The following is a 26,402-nucleotide window of genomic DNA, read 5'->3' as shown; positions in this document are numbered from 1 at the left end:
TCGTTTTTATAATCACAATATTGTCTTCTTTATCAATAAATGGCGGTATTGTGGATTTCCACATATTTGACTTTGAGAGCGTGAGATAACACTAGAATGGTCTATGCCGTATGCGGCATAGTATTAAAATGTGAACGGACTGCCCCAAAGGACAGCCCTCGTTGGTTAAGCTTTTACAATCTTAGCGGGCAGGGATTGACGTGCCGCAGCGCCAACGACCCAATCCAGCAAAACGCCTTTCCCTTCTCGGGTTGGGTCAATTAAACCGATGTCGTTGATGTTGACTCCGTCCTGTCTGCGAGTTTGAATTGGTTGCTGCTTATCGCCAATCCAGTGCGCGCGTTGTCCCAGCTCTGTATGGCCAAACCCATGCTCAAATCCGAGAGTCCCCTGGCGAATGCCACTGACCACCATCGCGAGTGCTTTACTACTGGCTGATGGGGTTTGGATAATAAACTCGTCTCCGGTTTTAATCCCAGCTCGTTCAGCATCGATAGGGTGGATGTACACCGGATTCACCCCTTTGATGGAGTTCAACCTGGGTGATAAATTGGATACGGCACTATGAATGTTGGATTTAAAATTCATCAGACGGAATGGCCACTCAGATCTAGGGTACTGTTCCTCCAAAGGCGTACCGTCCGCCAGTTTTTGCGGATGCCATGTCGGACAGCCTGTGTAGAAATCACCAGTCATGGTGTTTCTTGCGCTGCCGACACGCTCATTCCATATCGCGACTGGACGTGTCCACTTATGTTTCATTTGTTCGCCTTGATAGGCTTCAGTCGCATTTTCAAAGCGCCCGCCACGAGCAAAAATAAAGGCCACGCGTTTCATCTCATCTGCTGTTAACGTTTTTTGCATCGTTGGCATCAAACGCTCTAACCCTGACCAAGCAATATCTTCCGCTGAAACGTCAGGTACGCCGCCTTTTACGTAGGCTAAGTTTGCCGCAGATCGTAGGTAAAAATCTTCGGCGCTATGCAGACTGTGCCAATTGCCTTGTGCGTCCGGAATTGCTTTGTCACCAAATCCGCCCAGTTGCATTTTCTTGGCGATATCGATCAAAAAGTTCTCTAAGCAAATCGAGCGACCATCGACCGTTTTATCCGTACGCCCCACCACAATCGGCCAGCGAGCTGTGATGGCTTTCACTTGCACGCCATGCCACGGTGTCGCCATACCCCAGCTTTCATAGGTGACGGTGTCTGGCACAATATAGTCCGACAGCGCGGTGGTTTCGTTGATAAACGCATCGACAGAGACTATCAAGCCAAGTTGCTGCGGATCTTTGAGCTTGTCTTCCAATAGCGTTTTTAAACCAGGTACGCCATACATCGGGTTCGCCATATGGTTGACCCAGGCTTTGACTCGGTATGGGTACCCATCGATTGCAGCAGACAGGTGTTCAGTCAGCAATGGTGCCGCGAATGGATACCAAGGCGCGCGAGTTGGGTAAGGGGACTCACCCGCTTCAACGCGGCGTTTATACTCACTGGTCTTGTGGTACGGAAATTTACTGCGAGAGAGAAAAACACCTTTTGGAGCGACCTTGCCGGGAAATTGGGTAAAGTCATAGCGCGGCCCGTTAGCGGATGTTGGGTAGCCACCTGCTTTCGCCATCGCGCCGCCTTTCATGTTGATATTACCAATCAGTGCGTTAAGCATCATGATGGTGAAAGCGTTATAGAACCCGTTAGTGTGCATGTTGCCACCGTGGGTATCGACGACGGCTTTTGTTCCGTGACTAGTGAAGCGCTTCGCCAACTTTACAATTTGCTCCACAGGGATTTCACATTGCTGGCTGTAGAACTCAAGGTTGTATTTAAAGGCCTCTTCTTTGAGTCTTTGCAAAGAAGACTTTACGCGGACCTCACCCGATTCCAGTGCCACAGTTTTATCGACAAACAGAGCGGCTTCATCCGTTTGGATGTGAACACCAAATTCACCGCTTTGGGAATCGATAATGACATACGGGTCGGACTCTGACAGTGTGCCCCCTTCGAAAGGCAAGCCTAGGTCTGATGCGCGTAAAAAAGTCCCGTTTCTAGGGTGTTGCTCATCGCTGATCACCAGGTGCGTTGCATTACACCAGTGTGCGGTTTCAGCACGTTTCATCGCTTTAGCCCCGGGTTGTGCTAAAAAGGTTTTATTGTAACGTTGGTTTTCAATAATCCACTGGATCATGCCAAGTACCAATGCGGAGTCACTACCCGGTTTGATCGGAATCCAGTGGTTATTGTCACCGGCAGCTAAACTTGATGATCCCGCAGGCAAACTTGGGGTGATGATGGTGTACTCCAAATTACCATTGGTTCGAGCATTAGCGAGTTGGCTAGCCTGACGTTTAAATGGATTACCGGCTTGAGCGGGCGACATACCGATGAAGATAATGTATTCCGCGTTGTCAAAATCTGGCTTCAAATGGGCGAACTTATCTAAATCATTCATGAATGCGCCGCTGCCTGCACGGAAAGCGTAGCCACAATATGAACCGTGGTGACCGAAGTTACGTGTCCCATAACTGTTGAAAGCGAAACGTTTGAAGATGTCGTCTCTCCCTTCGTTTCCCGCATTGGTCATCAATAATTGATTGGCTTTTGGACCATATTCTGGATTGTTAGGATCCACTGGCGTCTTTAAATCTCGAATTGCACGCAGACCATCGACATGGCCTTCACCAAATAGGTCACCTCCTTCGACGACTTCTTCAATCAACTGTTCATAGCTAATCGGCATCCATTTCCCTTCGCCTCGTTTTCCTACTCGTTTGAGGGGCTGGGTGATGCGGTACGGGCTGTTACGAATTTCTAGCATCCCATTGCCACGCGCACACGCCGTTGAACGACCTTCAAGACCAGCTTCTCCCGTCAAGTTTAAATAGGCGTCTTTTACCGGAGTCTCGAAAGGAGTTGGGTGCTGTTGGGAAAGTGGGTGATAAGGGTTGCCACTGATACGTAAAATCTCGTCAGTGCGGTTATCAATGCGAACGCGTAACCCACACAAGGACCAGCAGCCAAAGCACATAGACGGCGCAACGCGTTGATTCGAGTTTGGGACCAAGTTGCCGTTGTCACTGACTGTGTATTCAGGTTCCAGAGAGTTGCCGTGGTGACTATCGCGAGTTTTTTTACCCGCTGTTCCTTCAAGCACACCTTCAACCATATGTTTAGTGGTGGTGGCATAACCCGCAGCGAATGCGCTAAGTCCGCCTACTGCTAGGCCTGATTTCAAAAACTGACGGCGTTTGTTATCCATAGTGAAATCCTCTTTAATTAGCGTTCGGTTAAGGTGAGTGAAGTCGTTTGGTTTTTGGTATTTTGCTTCGGCTGAACAAGTTCTGAGCCGAGTAATGCGAGTGCTAGCCACAATCCGAGCATGCCAATAATGCCTAGCCAGCCATTTCCATCCATGGTCAATTGATACGGGTACAGACCAGCATCGAATTTAGCGATGGTCTGCACTTCCATAATCGTGAACCAACGAACCAACCACGCGCTTGCCAGAGTTATCAGCGAAAGGCACAGCAGCGCTGTCATTTGGCGAAAGTGAGACATTGTTGATCTGTTGCTGTCTCGCAGCGTAATGAACGTGCTCAAAACATTGCCTAGAATCACCAACGTAAGCAGGGCAATGCTTTGTACCCACTGGTTGCTTGAATAGAGCGAGAATGCCGAGTTATTGGATGCCCAAATTGGCAGCAGGATCAGCGTTAAGCCGCCGCTCGTTACCAATGACTTTTTCAGTAAGTTGCTATCTCCGGAAGTGAGGACTTTTGAGTGGCTTGGTAGTAGCAACCAAATCAGTAGAGCAAAACCAACCGCCCCCATGAACGACGTGACGAACCAAAGGATGGATGAAGCAGGTTGGTGCCATAAAGAGCGGGATTGAACCACGGCGATTTCAGCCCCTGTGTATAGCGCGATGGTTAAGCCAGAAAACACAGTGATCATAGATATCGTCAGCATAGCTCTGCGTGAGATCGCCCATTCGCCAAGCGACAGTTTAGACAGCAACGACAAGACTTTACCTGGTCGTTCGCGCAAAGCGATCAGATCCTGACGCAGATACAGCCATGCTGTCATCACGGCTAAACCAGAAAAAATAGGCAGGAAAAGTGAGCCTAACGACATCCATGACCACGGTGTAATGTGCGCGTAAAATTGCCATGCGCGGCCTGGTTGATGAAGATCGCCAGTTAACGCCAGCGGTCCGACGATAGCGCCGATCGCCAACGTTAGTACCAATGCAGCACGGAGCTGATGGCTGGTGTACTGCTCAAATAGTAAAGCGATCAAGAACAAAATGGCTGCTGCATAAGCAGAACCAATATAGAAGAAATACTGTACTGCCCACGGGAGCCAAGCCATCGTTTGAGGTTGGACCAACACTTCAGTTATGTTCATACGTGTTCTCCTTGTGGGTCATAAATGGCAGGTTGTCCGTCTATGTGATGAGTAAAGCGTTCATCCATGCTGATATAAAACACGTGTGGTTTGGTACTTTGGTTGGGTTTAAGCACTTTCATATCTTGTTGATGTTCCGAGACTAAGCGGCGGATTTCACTGGATGGGTCATTTAAATCGCCAATTATACGAGCGCCGCCCACACAGGTTTCTACGCAAGCAGGCAGCAAGCCTTGTTCTAGACGATGAGCGCAGAGGGTGCATTTATCTGCAGTCAGAGTGTCTTCATTAATGAAGCGAGCGTCATAAGGGCAGGCTTGTACGCAATAGGCACAGGCGACGCAGCGGCTGTTATCCACCATAACGATCCCATCTTCACGTTGAAAGGTGGCCTGAACCGGGCAAACCGCCACGCACGGCGGATTGTCACAGTGGTTACAAAGCCGAGGAAGCATAAAGGCTTTAGATTCTCGAGTGGCTGTTGAGCTATCATCGAGCGTGACTTCATACTGTTTCACTGTGGTACGAAACTGACCGATAGGCGCTTGGTTTTCAATACTGCAACCAACGGTACACGCTTGGCAGCCAACACATTTACGTAAATCAATCACCATGGCGTAACGCTTACCGACTTGTCCCTTTCGGTCGGGGGATTGGTTATTTCGAATGACATTTTCCGCCGTGGCAGTGCCAATGCCAGCAATTGGGATTAGCGCAGCACCAGCAGTAACTGCGCTGAGAAAGCGACGTTTGGTGGAATCCATAACTCACCTGCTTTTTGTTGTGTTTGAACTGACTGATTCCATTGTGAGAAATGCATCGAGAGGCCGATATAGTGGATTTCCACATACCCAGATCAAACTTGATCTAAAACAAATGCGGTTTAGGGAATGTAGCTGTTATTCTTGTTCCATCATTTGCTAAGGGAAGATTCGACCACATCATGAAAAAAACGTCGCTTTTGTGTCATTTTAGGATTCTTTTCTTGGCTTTATTCTCCTCTTTTGTTCAGGCAACTTCCTTGTTACAAACTGAGCAACAAGGCGTTAAACAGCCGGATGGGACGCAGAATGAAGTTATGCAGAAAGTTGACGTTGGTGTTTTGGCGATACGTGGTCATCTTTATGCGAAGCAGAGGTGGCAACCGACTGTTGATTGGTTGAATAAACACATCTCTGATGTCCACTTTGTCCTTCACCCTCTGAACTTAGATGAAATGGGAGGGGCGGTGAAATTTCAGACTATGGATTTCATCGTAACCAACCCCGGCCAAGCGGTACGATTAGCCAGGCAATACGAGCTTTCCTGGATGGCAACACTGACCAGCCGCGCTCCACAAAACTCGAACTACGGTATTGGATCAGCGCTGGTGGTTCGTGCCGCTTCAAGCTATCAAACATTGCAAGATGTATCGGGTTTACCAGTAGCAGCGGTATCAGAAAAAGCCTTTGGTGGTTACTTAACGCTGCGCTACCAAATTGTGGAAATGGGGTTGGATCCGAATGACTTTTTTGCTGATGTTCGCTATCTCGGTTTTCCTATTGACGCTAACCTCTACCAATTGCGTGATGGCAATGTGGAAGCGGCGGTCGTCCCCTCGTGTTTACTTGAGAAGATGCAACATGAAGGTCTGTTACAGCAAGGCGATTTCCGAGTTTTAAATCAACAGCCGAATGACCATTCTTCCTGTGCGGTTTCGACTCCACTTTATCCCAATTGGTCATTTGCCAAAACAGAGCGAGTCTCCTCTCTTCTGGCGAAAAAAGTCGCTCAGGAGTTGCTTGCTATGCCGCCAGAACATCCTGCCATTGTTGCTGCTGGCGCGTCTGGTTGGACGTCACCAGTGAGTTTGTTGAGCATTGATAAACTCTACCAGGCATTAGATCTTCATCCGTTACAACAGCCATGGTGGCAGGATGCGCTGCGCTGGTTGCGGAACCATCAGGAATGGGCGTGGGCACTATTTATTTTCGTGATAGTGCTGAACGCTTACCATTTTTGGCTTGAGTATCGTTTCAGTAAAAGCAAACAGGCGTTGGAGCAGACGTTGCTAAGGCTAAAAGAAAAAAGCGAGCAGTTAGAGCATTCGCAGAGAGTGGCGATTGTCGGAGAAATTGGCAGCAGTCTGGCCCATGAGCTGAACCAGCCGTTGGCGGCGATTCGTAATTATAGCGAGGGTGGGCTACTTCGCTTGGCTAAGAAGCGTCCGCATGAAGATATTGTTCCTGTACTGGAGAAAATACAGGGACAAGTAGAAAGAGCCGATGCGATCATTCAGCGCTTGAGAACCTTAATTCGTAAACGCAGTGTCGATAAAGCGCCGTGTGATATTCAAGCGTTAATTGATGACACGATTGAGCTGCTTCACTTCCGACTGCAAAAGCAGAATGTATCCATCGTAACCAGTTCGGAAGGAGAGACGCATCCCATACTGGCAGATGCTGTGGGCGTGCAACAGGTTTTTGTTAATGTGATCAACAACGCGATTGATGCTTGTGCTTTGTTTGAGGAGAAATATCACTCTTCCAGTTATCAAGGTAAAATTGTTCTGCATTGTGACTATCAGGCGAATCAGCTCTCCATTCGTGTACTGGATAATGGCACTGGGTTACAGCAAGAAAACCCTACTCAAGCATTTGTGAGTAATAAAGCGGAAGGGCTTGGATTGGGGCTGGCAATTTGTCGTGATGTAATGGAATTACACGGTGGTGAGTTTCTTATCTATTCGACTACGCCGCACGGCTGTGTGGTTGAGCTTGTGTTCCCATATCGACAGTAACTAGGAATAGGATAATTTAATGAGCAACAGCGAAAAACAACTGCCTGTTTATGTGGTCGATGATGATGAATCGGTACGTGATTCGCTGGCTTTTATGCTTGAGGAACATGATTTCAATGTCTCCGCCTTTGCAGACGGACAGTCCTTTCTTGATGAGGTGGACATTTATCAGGCAGGATGTGTGATTCTCGATAGCCGAATGCCCAACCTGCGTGGTCAGCAAGTGCATCAAATTCTTAACGATGCCAATAGCCCACTCGCCGTGATTTATCTGACCGGTCACGGGGATGTGCCGATGGCTGTTGATGCCTTGCAAGCTGGGGCGGTGAACTTCTTCCAAAAACCTGTCAAAGGCGATGAACTGGCGCAAGCCATTTTGCAAGGTCAGGTGCAGTCCGCCGCTAGCCTTGATATGGCTGAAGCTAAATTAGCGTATGAGTCACTCACGCCTCGTGAAAAGGATATTTTGCGTTTAATTATCGAAGGTAAGCGCAATATCCGAATTGCCGATGAACTGTGTATTGCGATGAGAACCGTAGAGGTACACCGTGCCAGTTTGTTGAAAAAGTTCTCAGCCAAAACGGTAGCAGAGCTGGCGTACATCTACGGCAAATTAGCGCTTAAGTAATTAGGGTCAGAGAAGCTCAAGCACATACGAGCACGTAGTAAAAGATGCAACACATTCGGCATTGCGTCCGAACTAGAAAAAGTTTCGACTAAATTAGAGTTAGACCAGAATTAAATAGTAGATGGTAGTTTCGGGAATCATGGAGGATTTATTTTTCTAAACTGAGCTGAGTCGATATGGGAAAAGTTAATCGAGCAAATTCCCTCATCGTAAAAATTCTCTAGGGCTGTTCACAGCTTTTAGTTTTCAATGCAAAAGTAAGGTACTGATTCTTTTGTGATTATAAGTTGCAGCGCCTGCCTTGAACGTTTAGATTACCCAAAACAGTATTAGAAAACGTGGTTGAGGGTAGGCTGATGTGGGACAAATTGAATTTAAGAAAGCTAATCCTGATCCTATGTGTGTTCAGCGTTGTAGTCACATTACTCAATTCTTTTTACTCAATCTATCGAGTGCAGCATAACCTGATTATCAGCAATACAATGGAGTCCAACCGTGTTTACGCTGAGAAAATGTCGGAAATGACGGATGCTTTTATTGATTCTGCAATGTCTCAGCTTGAATACAGCGCAAATTCCCTCCGTACGAAAATGGATGATCCGAATGTCTTGGAACAAGAAGTTGATCGCTTAAGAGCCCAGACCGATTACTTTAACTCAGTGCTCATCGTCAATGCAGAAGGGGTGATAGTTTCTGTTTCTCCAGAAACGCTACAAGTGAAAGGCATGCGTTTAAGCGGCAAGCGTTTCTTGCAATCTCTTCACGCGCAAGCGCCCAAAATTACCGACCCGTTTGTCTCTCCGGCAGGAAATTATTTAACCAGTCTTTCGTATCCCATTTTCTCTGAAAGTGGGGAATATCTGGGATACGTTGCCGGCACCATTTATCTCGAACAAAAAAATATACTGATGACTTTGCTAGGACAGCATAGCCACAAAGATGGCTCTTATCTTTATGTTGTCGACCAACACCGCACGCTGATTTATCACCCCGACAAACGTAGAGTAGGGCAGAAAATTGTCACCAATAATGCAATCAACGCTGTAATTGAGGGAAGACCTGGGCAACAGGATATCGTAAATTCTCAGGGAGTTGAGATGCTTGCCGGATACGCACCAGTAAAACATTCAGGGTGGGGGATTGTTGCACAGAGGCCTAAAAACCTGACATTATCCTCGCTCGATGACCAAATGTGGAAGGTCTTTCTTGAGACGCTTCCTATTGGCGCGTTAACTCTGTTACTCATTTGGGTCTCTTCTGTTTTTATATCTAAACCATTGTGGCAATTGGCGAGCGCGGTAAAGAACTTCGAGAGCCATACGTCGAGCGAGAGTGACTTTACGCAGATTAAACCATGGTATTTTGAAGCCAGTTATTTGAAACATAGTTTTTTGAGTGCAATGAACATTGTTTCTAACACCATTGATCAACTTCACCAGGACACCTTGACTGATGCGATGACGGGGTTATTGAATCGCAGAGGGTTAGATAAGGCGGTAGAAAGTCTCCGTGAGCAAAATACCCCCTTTTCTGTACTTGCATTGGATGTTGATTACTTTAAGAAAGTAAATGATACCTTCGGCCATGATGCAGGAGACGCGTTATTAAAGCGTGTCGCGACTTTGATTCAGGACCAAGCAAGAAAGGGAGATGTGGTGTGTCGCTCTGGTGGAGAAGAATTCATTGTCTTTCTAACCAAAACCGATCTGGATCAGGCATTTGTGGTCGCGGAGAGAGTAAGGAAATCGATTGAATTACATGAGTTTTCCACCGTTGGGAACGTAACGATTTCAGTGGGTGTATCTTATTGGGACGCAACTGATGAACCTATTAACGCGGTTCTTAAACATGCTGACGATGCTCTGTATCAAGCGAAGCACAATGGTAGGAACCAAACGGCAGTTCAATACTGATTTAACGTCTTCCTATTGAGTTGTCAGTATGCTTTTCGAAAAGGTAGTCAAAGTGTAGGTGCAATGTCCGTAAGAAGCGGACATTGCGTGTTGCATTAAACGCTACAGTTTTTGAGTTTGGTTGCAATGGTAACTCGTCATGTTCATGGTTTAATACAACTAAGTTGTAGATTGTGGCTGTTTATGCGAAACGAGGACTCATTTTTATTGTGGGCTCTGATAGCGCTTCTGTTTTTCTTCGATTATTTTTAGTAGTTGTGTTCTACGCTTTCTTTGAATGGTTTCAAGTAAGTTAGCTCTTCTCATTTCTCCTTCAATCTCGGGTAGTCTCTCTTGATGACGGCTGCCGTTACCTTGACCAACTGTATCTTTTGTTTTTTTCATATCCTTGAACTTTTTTGTATAAATAAGTAGTTCATACACAGCGAGTAGAGCTATAAAGACTCATGTCCATAACAAAAAAAATCATTTATAGCCTTATAATTTATATGCAAATTAAGTGTATGCCAATAGTTTCACTATTAGTTTGTCTTAACACTTAACTGTGTGTCAATGAGGATTGAAATCGTTTACATTTCATAGTGCTATAAATTAGTACGATTACTTATAACACTATGCGATCACCGTTTCGTTCTGGCTAACTGAGTCCATCCTTCTGACAACTGCTTCGTAGCTAGATTAAATAATAAACAATGCTCATTATATGGGCTGGGAACGAAGTTTTGTTTATTTACTCACGCTCTCCTAAGTTATTGGTGATTATTACGCTCACTATGGATAGGGATGCGTTACAAGCGGCATAACATCAGTGAGACCAAGCGATTAGGAACAATTGCGGCCTTAAGACAAGGTGTAGGACATTAGTTTAACTTATTGAGTTAAAAGCCATCTCGCTGTCGCTTCGTCAGTGACTAAACCATTCACCCAGTGTCCTCTCAGTGCGGCGAGAATAGCTTGGCGTTTATCTTCACCACAAGCTGCACCAATTCGAGGACAGTCGTTATTACGTATGTCGTAACTGGTTATGAAGGTGTTGATTGCGCACTCAATTATCTCACCTTTCGCATTGATAAAGCGGCCAAGGATTTCGCCTACAGCGCCTTGCTGATTGAGCTCATCGGCCTTATCAGAAGAAATGAAGCCGTCTTTGATGATAGGACTCGCTTTACTCAATGAACCGATACCAAGGAAAATCACGTTTGCACTGTCGGCAACGCTGGAAACTTCTTTGAATACACGCATGCCTGTCCAAATTTTAAGCTCATCGGTAGAGGTAGCGTAGCGTGGAGCGGGTAATTGGTAATAGTTTGCCTGAATTTTTCGCGCCAGAATCAGTGGTACATCATCATAGTAGTTACACTGACCATCGATGCCCATAGCACTTATTAAGGCGACACATTTACTGTTCGGTGATTCAAAATCAATTCGTTTAATGGCTTTTTTGAGTGTCAGACCAGAGCCTATACCAATGATTTGATCCTGCTGGTCTTTCACATATTTTGACATTAATTGAAAACAGCCAAAAGAAACGTTATCAAGTGTCTCATCATCGCTGGTGGTTGGCACGATATTACACTCCACCAATTGATACTTTTCTTTAAGCAGTTCCGCGTAGTCCAAACAAGTAGAGATCGGATGGTGCAGACCGACAGAGACAATGCCTTCTTCTTTAGCTGCTGCAATTAGGCGCTGGACAACAGGACGTGATAAGCCAAGTTCAGACGCTATATCTCGCTGATTACGGCCAGAGATGTAATACATCCAGGCGGCACGAACCATCTGATCGGTTTTAAAGCTATCGTCTCTAGCCACATTTATTCCTTATTATTCAGCTTGTTGTACTTATATAAAGGGCGTCATTTAGCTCGCCTTCACATCTGGAACACCTATCTTCTCTCTAACTCTTCCTTAGTGCAATAGCAATCAATTATCCACAAATGAATAAAAAACCATTTTATGGTCTTTTGTTCATTTGTGATCTATAGCTCTTTATTTGATGTTTTGATTGAATAGAGTAGCTACATCAAACAAAAACGAGGAAATATAATGAAAAATCAATATACGTGGCTTCACATCGGTCTGGGTTCATTTCACCGCGCACACCAAGCCTGGTACCTACACAAATTGCTAGAAACGGGTGACCAAAGCTGGCATATCGCGGCCGGTAACATTCGCAATGATGCAGAATCAACCGTTGAAACTCTGAGTGCGCAGAATGGTGAGTATGTGTTAGAGACGGTCAGTCCTGCGGGTGAGCGTGAATATGAAGTCATCAAGTCGATTCAGACGTTACTCCCGTGGCAGGAAGATTTGGCACCACTGATTAATGAAGGTGCGAAAGCGCAGACGAAAGTGATCGCCTTTACTGTTACTGAAGGTGGGTACTACTTGAAAACCGATCACACTCTGGATGTCGATAATGAAGTACTAAAAGCAGACCTGTGCGGTGGTAACCAAACTATTTACGGTACGGTGACGAAAATACTTGAACGCCGTATGGCGGACAACGCTGGACCGGTAACACTGCTGAACTGTGACAACGTGCGCCACAATGGTGAGCGATTCCGAGATGGCCTGATGGAATTTCTGACTTTGACCGATAAAGCGGAAGTCTTGCAGTGGGTAAAGGAAAACACAACGTGTCCAAACACTATGGTTGATCGCATTACACCTCGTCCAGCTGACGATCTTCCATATCGCGTTAAAGCACAAACCGGCATTGAAGACAACGCGCCTGTGATGGGTGAAACTTTCATTCAGTGGGTAATTGAAGATGGTTTCAAAGACGTTCGACCTGCGCTGGAAAGCGTGGGTGTGGAAATGGTGGAGTCGGTCATCCCTTACGAAGAAGCGAAAATCCGCATCTTGAACGCTTCGCACAGCTGCATCGCCTGGGCCGGAACATTAGTTGGTCAATCGTTTATCCACGAGAGTACGTTGACGGATTATATCTACAAGATTGCCCATGATTACGTGAGTCAGGATGTGATTCCTTGCTTGGGTGACAATGGTATTGACCTTCCGAACTATCTTGAGGTGGTCTTAGAGCGTTTCACCAACCCATACATCAAAGACACCAACCAACGAGTGGCAGCGGATGGATTCTCTAAAATTCCGGCCATGATCACACCGACGATGATTGAATGTTATCAGCGTGGTGTTACGCCTGATGCGACCGCGATGCTGCCAGCACTGTTCTTTGTGTTTATGCATCAGTGGCACAAAGGTCTGCTGCCTTATGAGTATCAGGATGGCATTCTTGATGAAAATGCCGTGCATAGCATGTTTGATTCTGAAGACCCAATCGCTGTCTACGCGCAGGATACTGCCTTGTTTGGTGAACTGGCAAGTCGTACGGATTTTGAAGCACTGCTGCGAGAGAAAATTGCAGCCGCTTACTCAATGATTCAATAAGGAGTGAGCATGTATCTAGGTATAGATCTTGGCACCTCAGAAGTGAAAGCGCTGGTGATTGATGAACAGGGTGAAACTATTGCTACTCACAGCGCGCCACTGACGATTCAACGTCCGCATCTTCATTGGTCTGAACAGGCGCCGCAGGAGTGGTGGGAAGCAACGAACTATCTGATCGGGGCACTTCGTGAGAAATGCACTGAGCACTGGGGGGCAATTAAAGCGATTGGTTTGTCTGGGCAAATGCACGGCGCAGTGCTTCTGGATGAGGGGGATGATGTGATTCGTCCTGCTATTTTGTGGAACGACACTCGTTGTCACGAAGAGTGCACCGAACTTGAAGCAGCAGCACCGGATCTGCATGAAATTGCGGGAAACCTAGCGATGCCGGGATTTACGGCACCCAAGTTAATTTGGGTTCGTAAGCATGAACCGGAAAACTTTTCCCGCATTAGCACGGTGTTGCTGCCTAAAGATTATCTGCGTTTCAAAATGACCGGACGAAAGGTCTCCGATATGTCGGATTCCGCAGGCACCTTGTGGTTGGATGTCGCTAAGCGTGATTGGTCAGATTCTTTGCTCGACAAGTGCCAGTTAACCCGGGAGCAAATGCCGCAACTGGTCGAGGGCTGTGAGGTGTCGGCTTCGCTGTCCGCAGAGATAGCCCACAAATGGGGGCTAAGCCCATCAGTCATCGTCGCTGGTGGCGGTGGTGATAATGCGGTAAGTGCTATCGGTGTTGGCGCAGTGAGTCCGGGGGATGCGTTTATTTCTCTCGGTACTTCCGGTGTGCTGTTTGTGGTCAACGACCAGTATCGTCCTGCACCTGAGTCTGCAGTGCATGCGTTCTGTCATGTATTGCCACAACGATGGCATCAAATGAGTGTGATGTTAAGTGCTGCCAGTTGCCTTCAATGGTTCTGCCGCATAGTCGGTGTAACGGAAGTAGAGCTGCTGGCTGAGATTGAACAGCTCAGTGAAGAAGATAAAGCCAAAGCGCCGCTTTTCTTACCGTATCTGTCTGGTGAGCGCACACCGCATAATGATCCGGATGCCATGGGGATGTTCCACAGCATGACCCATTCCACCAACCGCGCCTTACTAGGCTATGCGGTGATCGAAGGGGTGAGCTTTGGCATTGCGGATGGTCTGCGTGTGCTGCAGGAAAGTGGTACTCACATTGAGCAGTGTTCCTTGGTGGGGGGCGGTGCCCGAAGTTCGTTCTGGGCACAGTTACTCGCCGATATTCTTCGCTTACCAACTGTTACTCACAAAGGTGGTGAAACGGGTGGCGCGTTAGGAGCGGCTCGACTGGCTTGCCTGGCCTCAGGAAAATCGGTGGACGAAGTATGTAAAAAGCCTGAAATTCACCGCGTTTATCAACCTAATGTCGATCGTGAATCAGGACTCTCCGAGCGATATTCACGTTTTCGCGCCCTTTACCAAAACGATTTGGCTCTGCGCTCGTAACAGCGGCCGTTAAGAGCCTCCTTAGAAAGATAATCACGACTAAAAATGGACTACGCCCCCCAAAAAGGGGGCGTGGGATTCCTTTACCCTACGAAACGAGGAATATATGGAAAACGCAAGTAAGCAGTGGCTTGGATTGCCGCTTAATCTGATATGGGGATACATCGCTATCGCTATCTTTATGACGGGTGATGGTTTTGAACTGGCATTCCTGTCGCACTACATTACCGAGCTTGGTTTTACTCCGGCTCAGTCGTCTTTCGCGTTCACACTCTACGGGCTAGCTGCAGCCTTGGCCGCCTGGGTATCCGGTGTCGTAGCGGAAATCATTACACCACAGAAAACGATGAAAATTGGTTTTATGCTCTGGTGTATTTTCCACGTACTGTTCTTAACGCTTGGATTAAGCCAGTCAAACTATGGGCTGATTTTGCTATTTTACGGTATTCGTGGCCTTGCTTATCCACTGTTCCTCTATTCGTTTATCGTGGTGATAGTACATAACGTTCGCAGTGATGGTGTAAGCTCGGCACTTGGTTGGTTCTGGACCGTGTATTCGATCGGTATCGGTGTTGCGGGTAGTTACATCCCTAGCTTTACCATTCCTTGGATTGGAGAGTTTGGTACCTTATGGTTATCGCTGGCATTTTGTGCTGCGGGCGGTCTAATCGCGATGATTGCTTTGCGTAATGTAAAAACGCCGACGCACATGCATAACCTGACCACAAAGCAGAAGCTAACCGAACTGAGCCGTGCAGTGACGTTGCTCTATACCAACAAAAACGTACTCTATTCATGTTTTGTACGCATCATTAACACTCTGTCACTTTTTGGTTTTGCGGTCATAATGCCAATGATGTTTGTTGATGATCTCGGCTTTACCACATCCGACTGGCTTCAGGTGTGGGCTGTGTTCTTCTTCACCACCATTTTCTCTAACGTTTTCTGGGGCATCATGGGTGAAAAACTGGGCTGGATGAAAGTGGTGCGCTGGTTTGGCTGTATAGGAATGGCACTCTCTAGTCTGGCGTTCTATTACATTCCTCAGCATTTCGGTAATAACTTTTATATGGCGTTGATACCGGCTATTGCTTTGGGGATCTTTGTGGCGGCCTTTGTTCCGATGGCGGCGGTATTTCCTGCGCTAGAGCCAAACCACAAAGGTGCGGCGATTTCGGTTTATAACTTGTCGGCCGGATTGTCTAACTTCCTTGCGCCAGCCATTGCGGTGGTCTTGCTACCGTATTTCAGCACAATAGGTGTGGTCGTTGCCTATACAGTGCTGTACGTACTGGCCTTTTTCTTCACCTATTTAATTAAGGTAGAGCAACCAGGATTTGAACCGACATTTGTTGATGCAGATAAAGCGACCGTAGTGTAACAAATTTAGGGTATGGCAATGGTTTTGGTTGCCATACCTTTTCTAGTCTTGAGGTAAGTATGAATATAAAAGCAGTTATTTTTGATATGGATGGGGTACTCATAGACTCTGAGCCAATGTGGCAAGAGGCACAGATCGAATCACTCGCCAGTTTCGGTGTTGGGATAACCCGTCAAGATTGTGAACAGATGACGATGGGGAAGCGTGTCGATGAAATAGCGCGAACTTGGTGTGAGGCTTATTCTTTGTCCGTTTCAGTCCAAGCTTTGGAAACCATGATTCTGACTAAGCTGTGTCAGCGTATTTCCACTGATGGAGCGGCGATGATCGGCGTTTACGAAGCGTTAGATTATTTTTCCAGCCAAGGGTTAAAGATTGCATTAGCTACATCGTCTAACCACGTAGTGATTAAAGCGGTCTTCGATCGCCTACAGTTGTGGGAAAAATTCAGTGTTGTTTGCAGCGCCGAAGATGAAGAGTATGGCAAACCCCATCCAGATGTTTACTTAACTGCGGCTCGTAAGCTGCAAATCGTTACGACTGAATGCTTAGTGATTGAAGACAGTTTTACTGGCTTGACTGCTGCGAAGAGAGCGAACATGAGGACTTACTTGGTTTCTCCATATTGTGAACAAAGTAAGTTCTCTATCGCAGATGGACGTTATGTCAATTTAGATTGTGTTGTACAAAACTATGCAAGCCTGGTTTCAGAATCGACTCTTTTAGCTTTCCCCCAATGATCGAGAACTCTCTTTTCAACTCCCAGACGGTATTAAGTTTTATTAGGAACGGACTGTTTTTATTTGTTAACGAGTTATTGGCTATCGCCTGGGAAAAAGTAAAGTGAACAATGGCAAGCTAGGCGCTATTTTCTCATTTACCTTTGCACTATTCCCGCCTGTTAATTTTATTTTCTTCGCGTTTTTAGCTTTTAAAAGAACCTCTAATATAAGCGTGTCATAATCCTATATTCTGCTGGTTTATAACTTGCTAACGTAAAGTGAGAAGCCTGAAAGGTTAGTTGCAGGTTGTCGAAGTCAGGCACAATTGCTTCATACTAATTTGCAACAATATAAATTCTCGCTAAGTCAGTGGCATAGAGGGAATACTTTAGTCTCATAAAGTTCAACGATGTTGTATGCTTCTCTGGGTGGACTATTGTTTAATATAACCTTTTAAGTTTGTTCGTCGGGTATGCTGAACATACTTAGTTTTGGAAAGTTTAAAGGGTGTTTAATTATAGGTTGACTGGAATCGACATAGAATCATCAATTTCTACAATAAGAAGGATGTAAAAGTGAAAATTGCCATTTTATCAAGGAATAAGAACCTTTACTCCACGCGTAGATTAAAGGAAGCGGGCGAAGCGCGCGGCCACGAAGTAGACATCATAGACACATTGCACTGCTACATGGATATCACCAGCAGTAAACCCGCGGTGAGGTTTAAAGGTGAACAGTTACCGCATTACGACGCGATTATTCCTCGAATCGGTGCGAGTATTTCGTTTTACGGCACATCTGTTGTCAGGCAGTTTGAGATGATGGGCAGCTTTAGTGTCAATGAGTCTGTCGCTATCAGCCGCTCACGAGATAAATTGCGCTCTATGCAGCTACTTTCTCGCAAAGGTATAGGGTTACCGCGGACAGGGTTCGCTAACCGACCGGACAATGTTAAAGATTTAATCAGAAACGTTGGTGGTGCCCCATGTGTTATAAAACTTTTAGAGGGGACTCAAGGCATTGGCGTTGTGTTAGCTGATACCGCTAAATCTGCTGAGGCTATCGTTGAGGCATTCATGGGGTTGAAAGCAGATATCCTTATACAAGAATTTATCAAAGAAGCGGGTGGTGCCGATATACGCTGTTTTGTTATCGGTGAAAGAGTTGTCGCCGCAATGAAACGACAAGGTGCAGAAGGCGAGTTTCGATCAAATCTACACCGAGGCGGATCAGCGACGTTAGTAAAACTGTCTAAAGAAGAACGTTCTACTGCGGTCGCTGCAGCTAAAGTTATGGGACTCAAGGTGTGTGGTGTTGACATTTTAAGAGCGGAACGAGGGCCTGTTGTGATGGAAGTCAATTCTTCACCTGGACTTGAAGGCATCGAGACAGCTACAAAAAAAGATGTCGCGGATATGATTTTTCAGTTTATCGAAAAAAACGCGAAACCTTACAGAACGAGAACGTTAGGCAAAGGTTAATTTTGTTTATCTCGTGACGGATCAACAATGGATATAGTCTACGCATGGGTGTCCTTAAAAATCCCTCAAATGGAAATGGAAGCTCAGCGTGAACACTTTTATGCTGGTGACGAAAAGGCTATATCGGTTCCCCGATCTATTAAGGCCAACTCGATATCGCATAATTTCTGAGTTACTAGCTTTAACAATGCCGCTTTAATATAGCGGCATTTTTGTTAGCAAAGTCGTCAGGCTAAGTTGAGACAGATTAGTTGCCTGATGAAGATGACTCAGTTTAACTTGAGCTTTGGCTCGACTCGCGTATTATTTTCAGCGTTTCTGTTGTCATTCTACTTTTTATGATCTTATTGGGTTCACGACATCGCGCACCGCAAAAGCAGGTGAAATGGCTCCTAGCTGTAGTTGCTTGGGTTATTGTCGTGTGCCTGATGCAAAACTCCGGCTTTGTATCATCGTGCTCTATGAGTGGAGAACAGACCGAGAGCTCATTCGTCTCAGCAGAAAAATCTCATGATATTGAGGCCAAAAGTACCAACAAGTGTGAGTTATCTGAGAAGCTTATTCAGTTTGCCAAACATCATTGCGGGTTGTTCATTGTCGTTTTGTTTGTCGGTATTGCGCTGGTGGCTGTTTGTCGACCTGGTGCGTTTGCGCAGTTAAGGCAATGGACCGAACCAATACCGTATAAACATCGGGCTCATCTTACGTTTTGTGTTTTCCGTGAATGACAAGTGGTTTCTGGCTTACGTGGCCAGTGAACTTTTACACTTGTTTTTAATCAGGAATCACTATGAACGATATGACTAAAATGACTCACGCGGTGTCGATGCTCATCATGACGCTGTTGTTAAGTTTGTTTTCTCTCCAACTTTCCGCCCAGACACCCGATACGGGCTGGATGACCAATCCTCAACATCCGCCTGTACAAACGCGATTCGTACTGACTGGCTTGCAAGACGCTAAAGCCAAAACGGTCACGGGTTATTTGGATGTAAATTTGTCAGGAGATTGGAAAACCTATTGGCGCTCACCGGGTGAAGGTGGCGTTGCCCCCTCGATTGATTGGAAAGCGTCGCAAAATTTGAGCAAAGTGGATTGGCTCTGGCCATACCCACAAAAGTTCGAACTGCTGGGCATAGAGACGCAGGGTTACAAAGGCGATACTTTATTTCCGATCACGCTGCACATCGAAGATATGTCAAAGCCAGTCATTATTGATGCGGTTTTAACTTTGTCTTCCTGTACGACGATTTGTGTTTTGACGGACTATCCGATTCAACTGACGTTTTTGCCTGCAGATTTACAGGTTGATGAAGACGTGATGTTTCGTTATGCACAAGCACTGAGTAATGTCCCTCAACCTTCGCCATTTATTGAAGTCACGCAGGCAGATTGGGATGCCAATCGATCGACACTGCAAATACAACTGACAAATGCCCAAGGTTGGAATCATCCACAGGTATTAGTAGATGGTGTCGATGACTCCACGCGAGATTACAGTTTCAAGTTAAAGGGGACTTATCTAGAAGGCAATGTTCTGACGGCTAGCTATAAAGTGAATACTTGGTTGGGAGAGGTTGACCTTAATAACCAGCCGCTGTTTGTCTCGATAAAGGATGATAATTTATTGGCGGAAGAGGTAACCCAAGCGCAAGCAGCAGCGATTGTGGATTCGTTGCCAAATACGTCTTTAACCAGCGTGTTTGTTTTCGCTCTGCTTGGTGGTTTGATTCTTAATATTATGCCTTGTGTTCTGCCAGTGCTTGGAATGAAGCTGAGCAGTATCGTCTCTGCCCATGGGATCGAACGTCGTCAGATTCGCGCGCAGTTCATCGCTTCTTCATTCGGTATTTTGACGTCGTTCTGGATTCTGGCGGGTTTTATCACCGCGCTTAAAATGACAGGCAATGCGATCGGGTGGGGCGTACAGTTCCAGAGTGCTTGGTTTCTTGGCCTGATGGTGCTGGTCACTGGGTTGTTTGGTGCCAATATGCTTGGGCTATTTCAAATCCGTCTTTCATCAAGCACGAATACTTGGCTGGCTTCCAAAGGGAATAACACTCTTATTGGCCACTATGTTCAGGGTATGTTTGCGACTTTACTTGCGACGCCTTGCTCTGCACCATTCCTTGGGACCGCTGTAGCCTTTGCACTCGGCGCTGATGTGTTAACGCTGTTTGCAGTCTTTACTGCGTTGGCGATAGGTATGGCGCTACCCTGGATTCTGGTCGCGGCGTTTCCGAGTATTGCGCTTAAATTGCCAAAGCCAGGTAAGTGGATGAATGTGGTTAAAGTTGGTTTTGGTGTGATGATGCTGGCAACTAGTATTTGGTTACTGACCTTGATTGCTAATCACTTACCGCTGTTCTGGGTCATTCTGGTTGGCTTGATCGGGTTTATTTTTATGATGGCGAGAGTTAAAACCGTTTACGGTGCAAGAGTGCTGGCGATAACGGGTTCCATCTCGGTATTTTTGATTGCGGGTGGGTTGCTTCTTGGTAGTGTGACCGCCAGTAAGTGGGCAACACCACTTCCACAAGACCTTGCATGGCAGAGACTGTCGAGCACCGCGATTGATTCTCATGTTGCAAATGGAAGAGTCGTATTTGTGGATGTCACCGCAGATTGGTGTATCACCTGTAAAGCCAACAAGATTGGGGTGATCTGGCAAGAACCGGTGTATTCGTTATTACAAAGTCCAAGTATCGCGACATTGAAGGGCGACTGGACTCATCCTGAGAGTTCCGTAACGGATTTCCTACGTCTGTATGGACGTTACGGTGTGCCTTTTAACATAGTCTATGGGCCTGCTGCACCCCAAGGCATCCCGCTGCCCGTCATTCTTACTGAGGATGTCGTTGTCAATGCTATCAAACAAGCGAGTGGGGGAAACAGTTAATGAGCGCTAGGAGCCATCGTAAATCGTGGCAACATTGGCTAATCCAACTCCTACAAATTGTGATCATTGTTACGGTCGTTTCAGTTGGTATGGATTGGTTCCGTACCAAAGATATCCCCAAACAAAATGCGCCAGCGTTGAGTGCGCTCATGAGCAATGGTCAATATGTTGATGTAATAGAGAAAAGCCATAAAGAACCTGTCGCTGTATACTTTTGGGCGACATGGTGCCCGGCATGTAAATTTGTTAGCCCAAGTGTGAACTGGCTGAGTGAACACTACTCGGTAATTGGCGTTTCTGGTTCTTCAGGAAATAATGAGCGAGTTGAACAGTTTATGCGTTCGAAAGATTATAAATTTGATAATATCAATGATCCAAAAAGCCAGATAATGAAAGCGTGGAAAGTAGGTGTAACGCCAACCATCTATATTATTAAAGATGGTGAAATTTCTTCTATTACTACTGGTATCTCAACACCGGTGGGAATATTAGCCAGACTTTGGCTAGCCAGTTAATTCTTTCAAAGAAACCCGATATTTCATTTTGGAAATATCGGGTTTAATTATAGATTTATGGTCTGGCTCCAACAGGAATCATAATATGAGCATACGGTGTACCTTTCCACATGACATATGGACCACCATAATCGGGATCGGTTGGCAATGAATCGAGTAACGCTTGATCAGGGGTAATTATCATCAAGTGCGTACCTTCGATAATCCACTGATTATCATCGGTTTTACCTTCTGCATACGGGTCTGTATTACTTGCTCCGGCGCCATCGCCACCCAGCATATAAGAAATACCCAACGATTTAGCTTGGAAAGGCTTCTTATTCATCCAGGCATCTGCCCATTCCATCCAAGGACCATCCATACACATTGGTGCTGCGACACCTTCACCTTCAAGTTGAGGAGGAGTAGGGAAGCAGGTATATTGACTGGAACCTTCTTGAAGAACGTTTTTGTCCCAGTCCATCACCGTCACTTTATCGCGAAGTGATGGAGGAGCGGCACTCAGTGCATCTTCCAATAGTGCTTGTGAATCAACAGCTGCAAATACGCCAAAGGAGCAGCTTACCGAAATAAGAGTGGAAATATAAATAGCTGACTTCATAAAAATGGCCTCAAGTTAATACAACATGAGAATGAGAGTGACTTAATTATAGATTAATATTAGATATTGGTGACATAATTTTAAAACGTATTTATAAGTAACGAGTTTATTATGTAAATTTAAATATTGTACATATATACATATGAAATATCATGTTTATTATTAAAATCATCATTCTATATTATTTGTAGTAAATATTTACTACGAGATTTTGATTGTGTTTTTATCTAGACTAATGTCTAAAAATACATTTATTAATCACCACTATGAGTTATTTACGATCTATTTTCTGACAACGCCTCGATATAACAAAAACCAATGCAGGATCTTTTGGTACAATTAGTGCTAGCTGATTGCAGAAATGTTGTCTGTCTGATCATCTAAGCGGTACTTCTCAGGTGAAACGTAAATTCAGGCTGAAGGTAAATAGTGTGAGCAAGCCTTATCTTTCAAAATTAGACGCTCCAACAGAAGTGAATATTAAGCCATTATCAATATTCAGTTGGTTTCATTACTAGTCAGCGTTAAGTAAAGGAGATAGGAATGCTCGATAAAGGCAACACAGGCTTGGTCGTCGTGGATGTACAAGGCAAGCTCGCGACATTAGTGCATGAAAGTGACCAGCTCATTGAAAATGTCACTAAGTTGGTCAAAGGTGCTAAGGCACTGAACTTGCCAATTCTTTGGCTGGAGCAGAACCCAGAAAGGCTAGGGCCAACCTCTGAGCCCATTCGAAAAGAGCTAGAGAAAACATACTTGCCGATGACTAAGTACACATTTGATGGCTGCAAAGAGGAACGGTTTAAGCTGGCGGTAGAAAATGCCAAAGTAGATACATGGCTCGTCTGTGGTATCGAGTCCCACATTTGTGTGTATCAAACTGCGCTTTCTTTGTGTCAATCTGGCTACCGAGTTGAACTTGTCACCGATTGTGTATCGTCGCGTACGGCTGCGAACAAAGCGCTCGCTCTGGCGAAGCTAACCGCCAACGGTGTCGTATTAACGGGTCTGGAAATGTGCCTTTACGAAATGGTGGAAGATTGTCGAGCGCCAGAGTTTAAAGATATTCTGGCGTTGATTAAATAGGCGTTGAACAAGCCACCGAGTGTGTTTAGTCAAATTCTCGTTGATATCTTGGCAGCATTGACTCGTTGCCAAGTATCCCACCTTGATGAACGTAGATCAGTGTCTTGTCTGGGTTCTCTTTTCGCCATGGAGCCAGACATTGCCACATATAGGGGTCGTAAAGGAGATCAAATTCCAGATCCGTTTGTTCGTACAAGTTTTTCCATGTCTCGTAATCTTCTTTATATAGGCGGCCGAAATGGTGTTTTTTCCGTAGCGATAAAACCTGCGGATGACTCGTTTCTCCCAGCATATTGAACTGCTCAGTTAGATAGCTTTCATCTCCCACACACGGGCAGGTTAAGATGTCTATTCCATGAGGGCTGAGATACTTGTGCAGATACAATGCTGTGGTGCCAGTGCCGGAAGGAAGAGCTACCGCAAACTGTTCTTTTGCTCTGAAGCGAGTCCAGTCAAGAATCTCACGTGCGAGTTGTTTCACGCCACCTTCTGCGATTTGAGAGCGTCCGCCTTCAGGCATAAACAGCGTGGTATCATCCAATCCACGTATATCCGTGATGTATTGGCTAGGGTGAAGTTCGCTGCCAACGTCTTTCATCGCTGTTATCTGCATCCCTAAATCGAGTGCTCCCCGATAATTACCAATGGGCGTGCTTTTTAACCACTCCGGGATATGACTGACATAAAACTCGAATGCCCATCCTTTGACTTTTGCGAGTGCAGCCAGAGAATACATCGCATTAGACTGGGCTGAGCCATAGCTAATCAGAGTCGTAATGTTTGGATCCTGCTCTTCCAAAAGCATCATGAATTTACGCGCTTTGTTCCCGGAAAAGTGGGAGTGCAGTAAGTCATCGCGTTTTAGAAAAAATTTCTGACCGTTAAAGCTGTGTTGAGTGATTGGGCTTTCAGAGAGTTTCATGTGATGCCTGACGGAATAAACCGTGTCACCTGGTCATTTAAAAAGGTGGCACAGTTTACCGTTATCGCTACGAGAACAAAAGTGGCAAGACTTGAAATTACCTTTAATTTTTAGGGGTTATTCGTTTGTATGTGCGGCTGCTAAATTAATCAAAGCTTCGCATCCCCCTTCTGGGAGTGTATTGATCGAAAACTGCCAGCCATATCGGCGGCATAAGTCATCCACGATCATGAGGCCCAAGCCGTGTCCGTCAGAGTCTGGTACAGAAGAAAAGCCTTCTCCTTCATCTCGGACAGACAAAGCATCGTCGCTCATTTCAACGTATATTTTGCCTTTGGAAGTCGCGGCAATACTATTCCGTATCAGATTACTCAGAATGATATTAAGCACAGCGGTTGTTGCTCTCGTAAGTGGACTGCCTGTCACGGTAACTTCAAACTCAAGAGATTTTTCATTAGCCTGTGCCTGGCTAAGCGAAACAATGTGACGTAACTCCTGCTCAGAAATTCGACGTACGGGGCTATCATCCGTATTTCGCTAATAACGAACTAAACCAAGTAATGCGTCGACCATGGTAGACATTTGCTGTGTGGCGTCTTGGATACGACTAATCTGGCGTTCCTGAAATGGCGTGCTGGAGTTTCTGGCTAATAAGCTACTGGAGCCTTTCATGACCGTCAGCGGAGTTCTGAGCTCGTGACTGGCGTAGCGCGCAAAGGCCTGTTCACGCTTGATGACTTGATCTACTTCGTAGCGATACTCATTAAGCTGAGTGGCAAGGGCTTCGAACTCTTGCGCAGAGCCTTGGGGAACAACAAACTTCTTCGTTGTGTCACCTTGGTGCTCATCCAGTTGAGTTTTCAGGGTGTTAACCGGCTCAATTAATCGTTGAGACAAACGAAGTAATAAACTGCCAAATACCAACATCAGAACAAGAACAACTGCCAGTACTAATCCGATAACGTAGAAAAACTCGCTCCATGTAATCTCGATTTCATCAATTAACGAAATCAAGATGATGAGGTGCGCCTCACCATCTTGCGTGTAGGTACTCATGTAAATCATGCGAGTGTAGGGTTCTTCGCCCACTTCACCTAAAAAATAGTGTTTATCTTGTAGGAAAGGGCGGTAAAAGGAAGGGACCAGATTGATGTCATTGTACGCCGTCGTCAGAAGATCCAGCTTTACTTCACCCTTAGAAGGCGTGTTTTTAAAATGCTCAATGGCTTCTTTTTTGTCGATCATAATCCGGCGTTCACCAACACGATCTTCCGACCACAACAGTGACCCACTGACCAGAGCAAAGCAGAGTAACCCGATCACAACAGAAACCAGCAAGAAAAACAGTTCAAGGCGACCGGTCATACTTTGGGTATTACCGAGTAAGCGACGAATCATGCTCCCGGCTCCAAACGAAAGCCGACTTTAGGAATGGTTTTGATCAAATGCTCTTTAAAGGGTTTATCGAGTTGTCCACGCAGTTGGTAGATATGGCTGCGAAGCACATCGTTGTTTGGCTCGTTTTCTTGCCATAAACGAAAGGCAATCTCTTCTCTGGTGACAATGTCTGGTGCACTTTGTACCAGCATTTCGAGAATGGTGTAAGTGGTCGGGTTGAGTGCTAATTGCCTACCTTGGCGATAAGCCTGGTGCGTTTTTTGGTCAATCGTCACTTCACCGTACTGGAGTTGACTTGAGGCAACGGTACCACGATAGCGTTTTATCAACGCGGTCATGCGAGCTTCGAGAATATCGAGGTCAAAAGGCTTTGTCAGATAGTCATCTGCTCCATGGGCAAAGCCTTTCAGCATATCGTCGCGGCTATCTAGAGCGGTGAGCATGAGCACTGGGGTATTATTTCCTGCGTCTCTTAATCTGTTACACAGTGTTAAACCATCCATACGCGGTAACATTAAATCGAGCAAGATGATGTCGAAAGAGTGACTAAGCGCGAGCTTAAGGCCAAGTTCTCCGTTGTCGGCGTAATCAAGTTGCATTCCTGCACATTCGAAGTAATCAAACAACATTCCGGCGATTTCTCGATTATCTTCCACTAAAAGCACACGTTTCATTCATTCTTATCCAATCTCGGCAATGTCGGTTTGCCCTTAATGAACATTATTCACTACAAGCGTGAAAAAGTTGTCAATGCTATAGACGATTGCAAGTGTAAGTGACTGATTGA

The 26,402-nt window shown here is 45.8% G+C and carries 19 protein-coding genes and 1 pseudogene; 11 read left to right on the top strand and 9 right to left on the bottom strand.

Features of this window, described 5'->3' with window-relative positions; all coding sequences use genetic code 11:
• Window positions 1-165: 165 nt before the first annotated feature.
• Genes L3V31_RS11535 through dsrO form a run of 3 tightly spaced genes read right to left on the bottom strand, consistent with a single transcriptional unit; the run spans window position 166 to window position 5,170 of the window.
• Complete coding sequence (locus tag L3V31_RS11535) at window positions 166-3,258, bottom strand: tetrathionate reductase subunit A (protein WP_237316194.1); 3,093 nt, start codon at window positions 3,256-3,258, stop codon at window positions 166-168.
• Window positions 3,259-3,275: 17 nt separating this feature from the next.
• The gene (gene nrfD / locus L3V31_RS11530) at window positions 3,276-4,406 is read right to left on the bottom strand and encodes an NrfD/PsrC family molybdoenzyme membrane anchor subunit (RefSeq protein ID WP_237316193.1); all 1,131 of its coding nucleotides are present in this window, start codon (window positions 4,404-4,406) and stop codon (window positions 3,276-3,278) included.
• Window positions 4,403-5,170, bottom strand: a complete 768-nt coding sequence (gene dsrO, locus L3V31_RS11525) for a sulfate reduction electron transfer complex DsrMKJOP subunit DsrO (RefSeq protein WP_237316192.1) — start codon at window positions 5,168-5,170, stop codon at window positions 4,403-4,405. Before dsrO ends, nrfD begins: the two co-directional genes overlap by 4 nt.
• Before the next feature lie 179 nt (window positions 5,171-5,349).
• Here dsrO and L3V31_RS11520 point away from each other — a divergent pair, with 179 nt between their 5' ends.
• The 3 genes from L3V31_RS11520 (at window position 5,350) to L3V31_RS11510 (ending at window position 9,726) form a co-directional block, all read left to right on the top strand.
• Window positions 5,350-7,185, top strand: coding sequence for a sensor histidine kinase (locus tag L3V31_RS11520; protein ID WP_237316191.1), 1,836 nt, complete (start codon window positions 5,350-5,352; stop codon window positions 7,183-7,185).
• A gap of 19 nt (window positions 7,186-7,204) precedes the next feature.
• Window positions 7,205-7,813 carry a response regulator gene (locus tag L3V31_RS11515; RefSeq protein ID WP_237316190.1) on the top strand — a complete coding sequence of 203 codons (609 nt, stop codon included), beginning with the start codon at window positions 7,205-7,207 and terminating at the stop codon, window positions 7,811-7,813.
• Between the two features lie 356 nt (window positions 7,814-8,169).
• Window positions 8,170-9,726, top strand: a complete 1,557-nt coding sequence (locus L3V31_RS11510) for a sensor domain-containing diguanylate cyclase (RefSeq protein ID WP_237316189.1) — start codon at window positions 8,170-8,172, stop codon at window positions 9,724-9,726.
• A gap of 204 nt (window positions 9,727-9,930) precedes the next feature.
• Here the strand turns inward: L3V31_RS11510 and L3V31_RS11505 are convergent, their stop codons facing one another.
• Both L3V31_RS11505 and L3V31_RS11500 read right to left on the bottom strand, forming a co-directional pair.
• Window positions 9,931-10,110: a hypothetical protein gene (locus L3V31_RS11505; protein WP_237316188.1), complete on the bottom strand. Its 180-nt coding sequence runs from the start codon at window positions 10,108-10,110 to the stop codon at window positions 9,931-9,933.
• A 486-nt stretch (window positions 10,111-10,596) separates the two neighbouring features.
• A complete protein-coding gene (locus L3V31_RS11500; RefSeq protein WP_237316187.1) occupies window positions 10,597-11,538 on the bottom strand; it encodes a sugar-binding transcriptional regulator in 942 nt (313 codons plus the stop codon).
• Between the two features lie 234 nt (window positions 11,539-11,772).
• Between L3V31_RS11500 and dalD the strand changes: the two genes are divergently transcribed.
• From dalD to L3V31_RS11465, 7 genes are all read left to right on the top strand, one after another.
• Window positions 11,773-13,140: a D-arabinitol 4-dehydrogenase gene (dalD, locus tag L3V31_RS11495; protein ID WP_237316186.1), complete on the top strand. Its 1,368-nt coding sequence runs from the start codon at window positions 11,773-11,775 to the stop codon at window positions 13,138-13,140.
• 9 nt (window positions 13,141-13,149) lie between these two features.
• On the top strand, window positions 13,150-14,610 hold the full coding sequence (gene xylB, locus L3V31_RS11490; protein WP_237316185.1) for a xylulokinase: 1,461 nt from the start codon (window positions 13,150-13,152) through the stop codon (window positions 14,608-14,610).
• Window positions 14,611-14,716: 106 nt separating this feature from the next.
• The gene (locus tag L3V31_RS11485) at window positions 14,717-15,991 is read left to right on the top strand and encodes an MFS transporter (RefSeq protein WP_237316184.1); all 1,275 of its coding nucleotides are present in this window, start codon (window positions 14,717-14,719) and stop codon (window positions 15,989-15,991) included.
• 59 nt (window positions 15,992-16,050) lie between these two features.
• Window positions 16,051-16,731: a hexitol phosphatase HxpB gene (gene hxpB, locus L3V31_RS11480; protein WP_237316183.1), complete on the top strand. Its 681-nt coding sequence runs from the start codon at window positions 16,051-16,053 to the stop codon at window positions 16,729-16,731.
• A gap of 557 nt (window positions 16,732-17,288) precedes the next feature.
• Window positions 17,289-18,194: a 30S ribosomal protein S6--L-glutamate ligase gene (rimK, locus tag L3V31_RS11475; protein ID WP_237316182.1), complete on the top strand. Its 906-nt coding sequence runs from the start codon at window positions 17,289-17,291 to the stop codon at window positions 18,192-18,194.
• Window positions 18,195-18,984: 790 nt separating this feature from the next.
• Window positions 18,985-21,093, top strand: coding sequence for a protein-disulfide reductase DsbD domain-containing protein (locus L3V31_RS11470; protein ID WP_237316181.1), 2,109 nt, complete (start codon window positions 18,985-18,987; stop codon window positions 21,091-21,093).
• Entirely contained in the window at window positions 21,093-21,608 is a 516-nt protein-coding gene (locus L3V31_RS11465) for a protein disulfide oxidoreductase (RefSeq protein ID WP_237316180.1), read from the top strand. Before L3V31_RS11470 ends, L3V31_RS11465 begins: the two co-directional genes overlap by 1 nt.
• Before the next feature lie 55 nt (window positions 21,609-21,663).
• On the opposite strand, the gene L3V31_RS11460 is transcribed toward L3V31_RS11465, so the two are convergent.
• The gene (locus L3V31_RS11460) at window positions 21,664-22,209 is read right to left on the bottom strand and encodes a hypothetical protein (RefSeq protein ID WP_237316179.1); all 546 of its coding nucleotides are present in this window, start codon (window positions 22,207-22,209) and stop codon (window positions 21,664-21,666) included.
• Window positions 22,210-22,752: 543 nt separating this feature from the next.
• Between L3V31_RS11460 and L3V31_RS11455 the strand changes: the two genes are divergently transcribed.
• Window positions 22,753-23,295, top strand: a complete 543-nt coding sequence (locus L3V31_RS11455; RefSeq protein ID WP_237316178.1) for an isochorismatase family protein — start codon at window positions 22,753-22,755, stop codon at window positions 23,293-23,295.
• Window positions 23,296-23,320: 25 nt separating this feature from the next.
• On the opposite strand, the gene L3V31_RS11450 is transcribed toward L3V31_RS11455, so the two are convergent.
• The 3 genes and pseudogenes from L3V31_RS11450 to L3V31_RS11440 all read right to left on the bottom strand — a co-directional run bounded on the left by L3V31_RS11450 (window position 23,321) and on the right by L3V31_RS11440 (window position 26,289).
• Window positions 23,321-24,217: a 1-aminocyclopropane-1-carboxylate deaminase/D-cysteine desulfhydrase gene (locus tag L3V31_RS11450; protein ID WP_237316177.1), complete on the bottom strand. Its 897-nt coding sequence runs from the start codon at window positions 24,215-24,217 to the stop codon at window positions 23,321-23,323.
• A gap of 117 nt (window positions 24,218-24,334) precedes the next feature.
• Window positions 24,335-25,615, bottom strand: a pseudogene (locus L3V31_RS11445) (HAMP domain-containing sensor histidine kinase).
• Window positions 25,612-26,289: a response regulator transcription factor gene (locus L3V31_RS11440; RefSeq protein WP_237316176.1), complete on the bottom strand. Its 678-nt coding sequence runs from the start codon at window positions 26,287-26,289 to the stop codon at window positions 25,612-25,614. The pseudogene L3V31_RS11445 and the gene L3V31_RS11440 overlap by 4 nt, the downstream one beginning before the upstream one ends.
• Window positions 26,290-26,402: the final 113 nt, after the last annotated feature.

This window comes from Vibrio sp. J1-1 (assembly GCF_021728395.1).
GTDB lineage: Bacteria > Pseudomonadota > Gammaproteobacteria > Enterobacterales > Vibrionaceae > Vibrio.
The sequence above is the reverse complement of the archived record's forward strand: the minus strand, read 5'-3'. Positions and strand labels throughout refer to the sequence as shown.

Coding starts and splice junctions, on each gene's coding strand:
- L3V31_RS11535 (WP_237316194.1), bottom strand. CDS start 3,258: ATGGATAACAAACGCCGTCAGTTTTTGAAATCAGGCCTAGCAGTAGGC.
- nrfD (WP_237316193.1), bottom strand. CDS start 4,406: ATGAACATAACTGAAGTGTTGGTCCAACCTCAAACGATGGCTTGGCTC.
- dsrO (WP_237316192.1), bottom strand. CDS start 5,170: ATGGATTCCACCAAACGTCGCTTTCTCAGCGCAGTTACTGCTGGTGCT.
- L3V31_RS11520 (WP_237316191.1), top strand. CDS start 5,350: ATGAAAAAAACGTCGCTTTTGTGTCATTTTAGGATTCTTTTCTTGGCT.
- L3V31_RS11515 (WP_237316190.1), top strand. CDS start 7,205: ATGAGCAACAGCGAAAAACAACTGCCTGTTTATGTGGTCGATGATGAT.
- L3V31_RS11510 (WP_237316189.1), top strand. CDS start 8,170: ATGTGGGACAAATTGAATTTAAGAAAGCTAATCCTGATCCTATGTGTG.
- L3V31_RS11505 (WP_237316188.1), bottom strand. CDS start 10,110: ATGAAAAAAACAAAAGATACAGTTGGTCAAGGTAACGGCAGCCGTCAT.
- dalD (WP_237316186.1), top strand. CDS start 11,773: ATGAAAAATCAATATACGTGGCTTCACATCGGTCTGGGTTCATTTCAC.
- xylB (WP_237316185.1), top strand. CDS start 13,150: ATGTATCTAGGTATAGATCTTGGCACCTCAGAAGTGAAAGCGCTGGTG.
- L3V31_RS11485 (WP_237316184.1), top strand. CDS start 14,717: ATGGAAAACGCAAGTAAGCAGTGGCTTGGATTGCCGCTTAATCTGATA.
- hxpB (WP_237316183.1), top strand. CDS start 16,051: ATGAATATAAAAGCAGTTATTTTTGATATGGATGGGGTACTCATAGAC.
- L3V31_RS11470 (WP_237316181.1), top strand. CDS start 18,985: ATGAACGATATGACTAAAATGACTCACGCGGTGTCGATGCTCATCATG.
- L3V31_RS11465 (WP_237316180.1), top strand. CDS start 21,093: ATGAGCGCTAGGAGCCATCGTAAATCGTGGCAACATTGGCTAATCCAA.
- L3V31_RS11460 (WP_237316179.1), bottom strand. CDS start 22,209: ATGAAGTCAGCTATTTATATTTCCACTCTTATTTCGGTAAGCTGCTCC.
- L3V31_RS11455 (WP_237316178.1), top strand. CDS start 22,753: ATGCTCGATAAAGGCAACACAGGCTTGGTCGTCGTGGATGTACAAGGC.
- L3V31_RS11450 (WP_237316177.1), bottom strand. CDS start 24,217: ATGAAACTCTCTGAAAGCCCAATCACTCAACACAGCTTTAACGGTCAG.
- L3V31_RS11440 (WP_237316176.1), bottom strand. CDS start 26,289: ATGAAACGTGTGCTTTTAGTGGAAGATAATCGAGAAATCGCCGGAATG.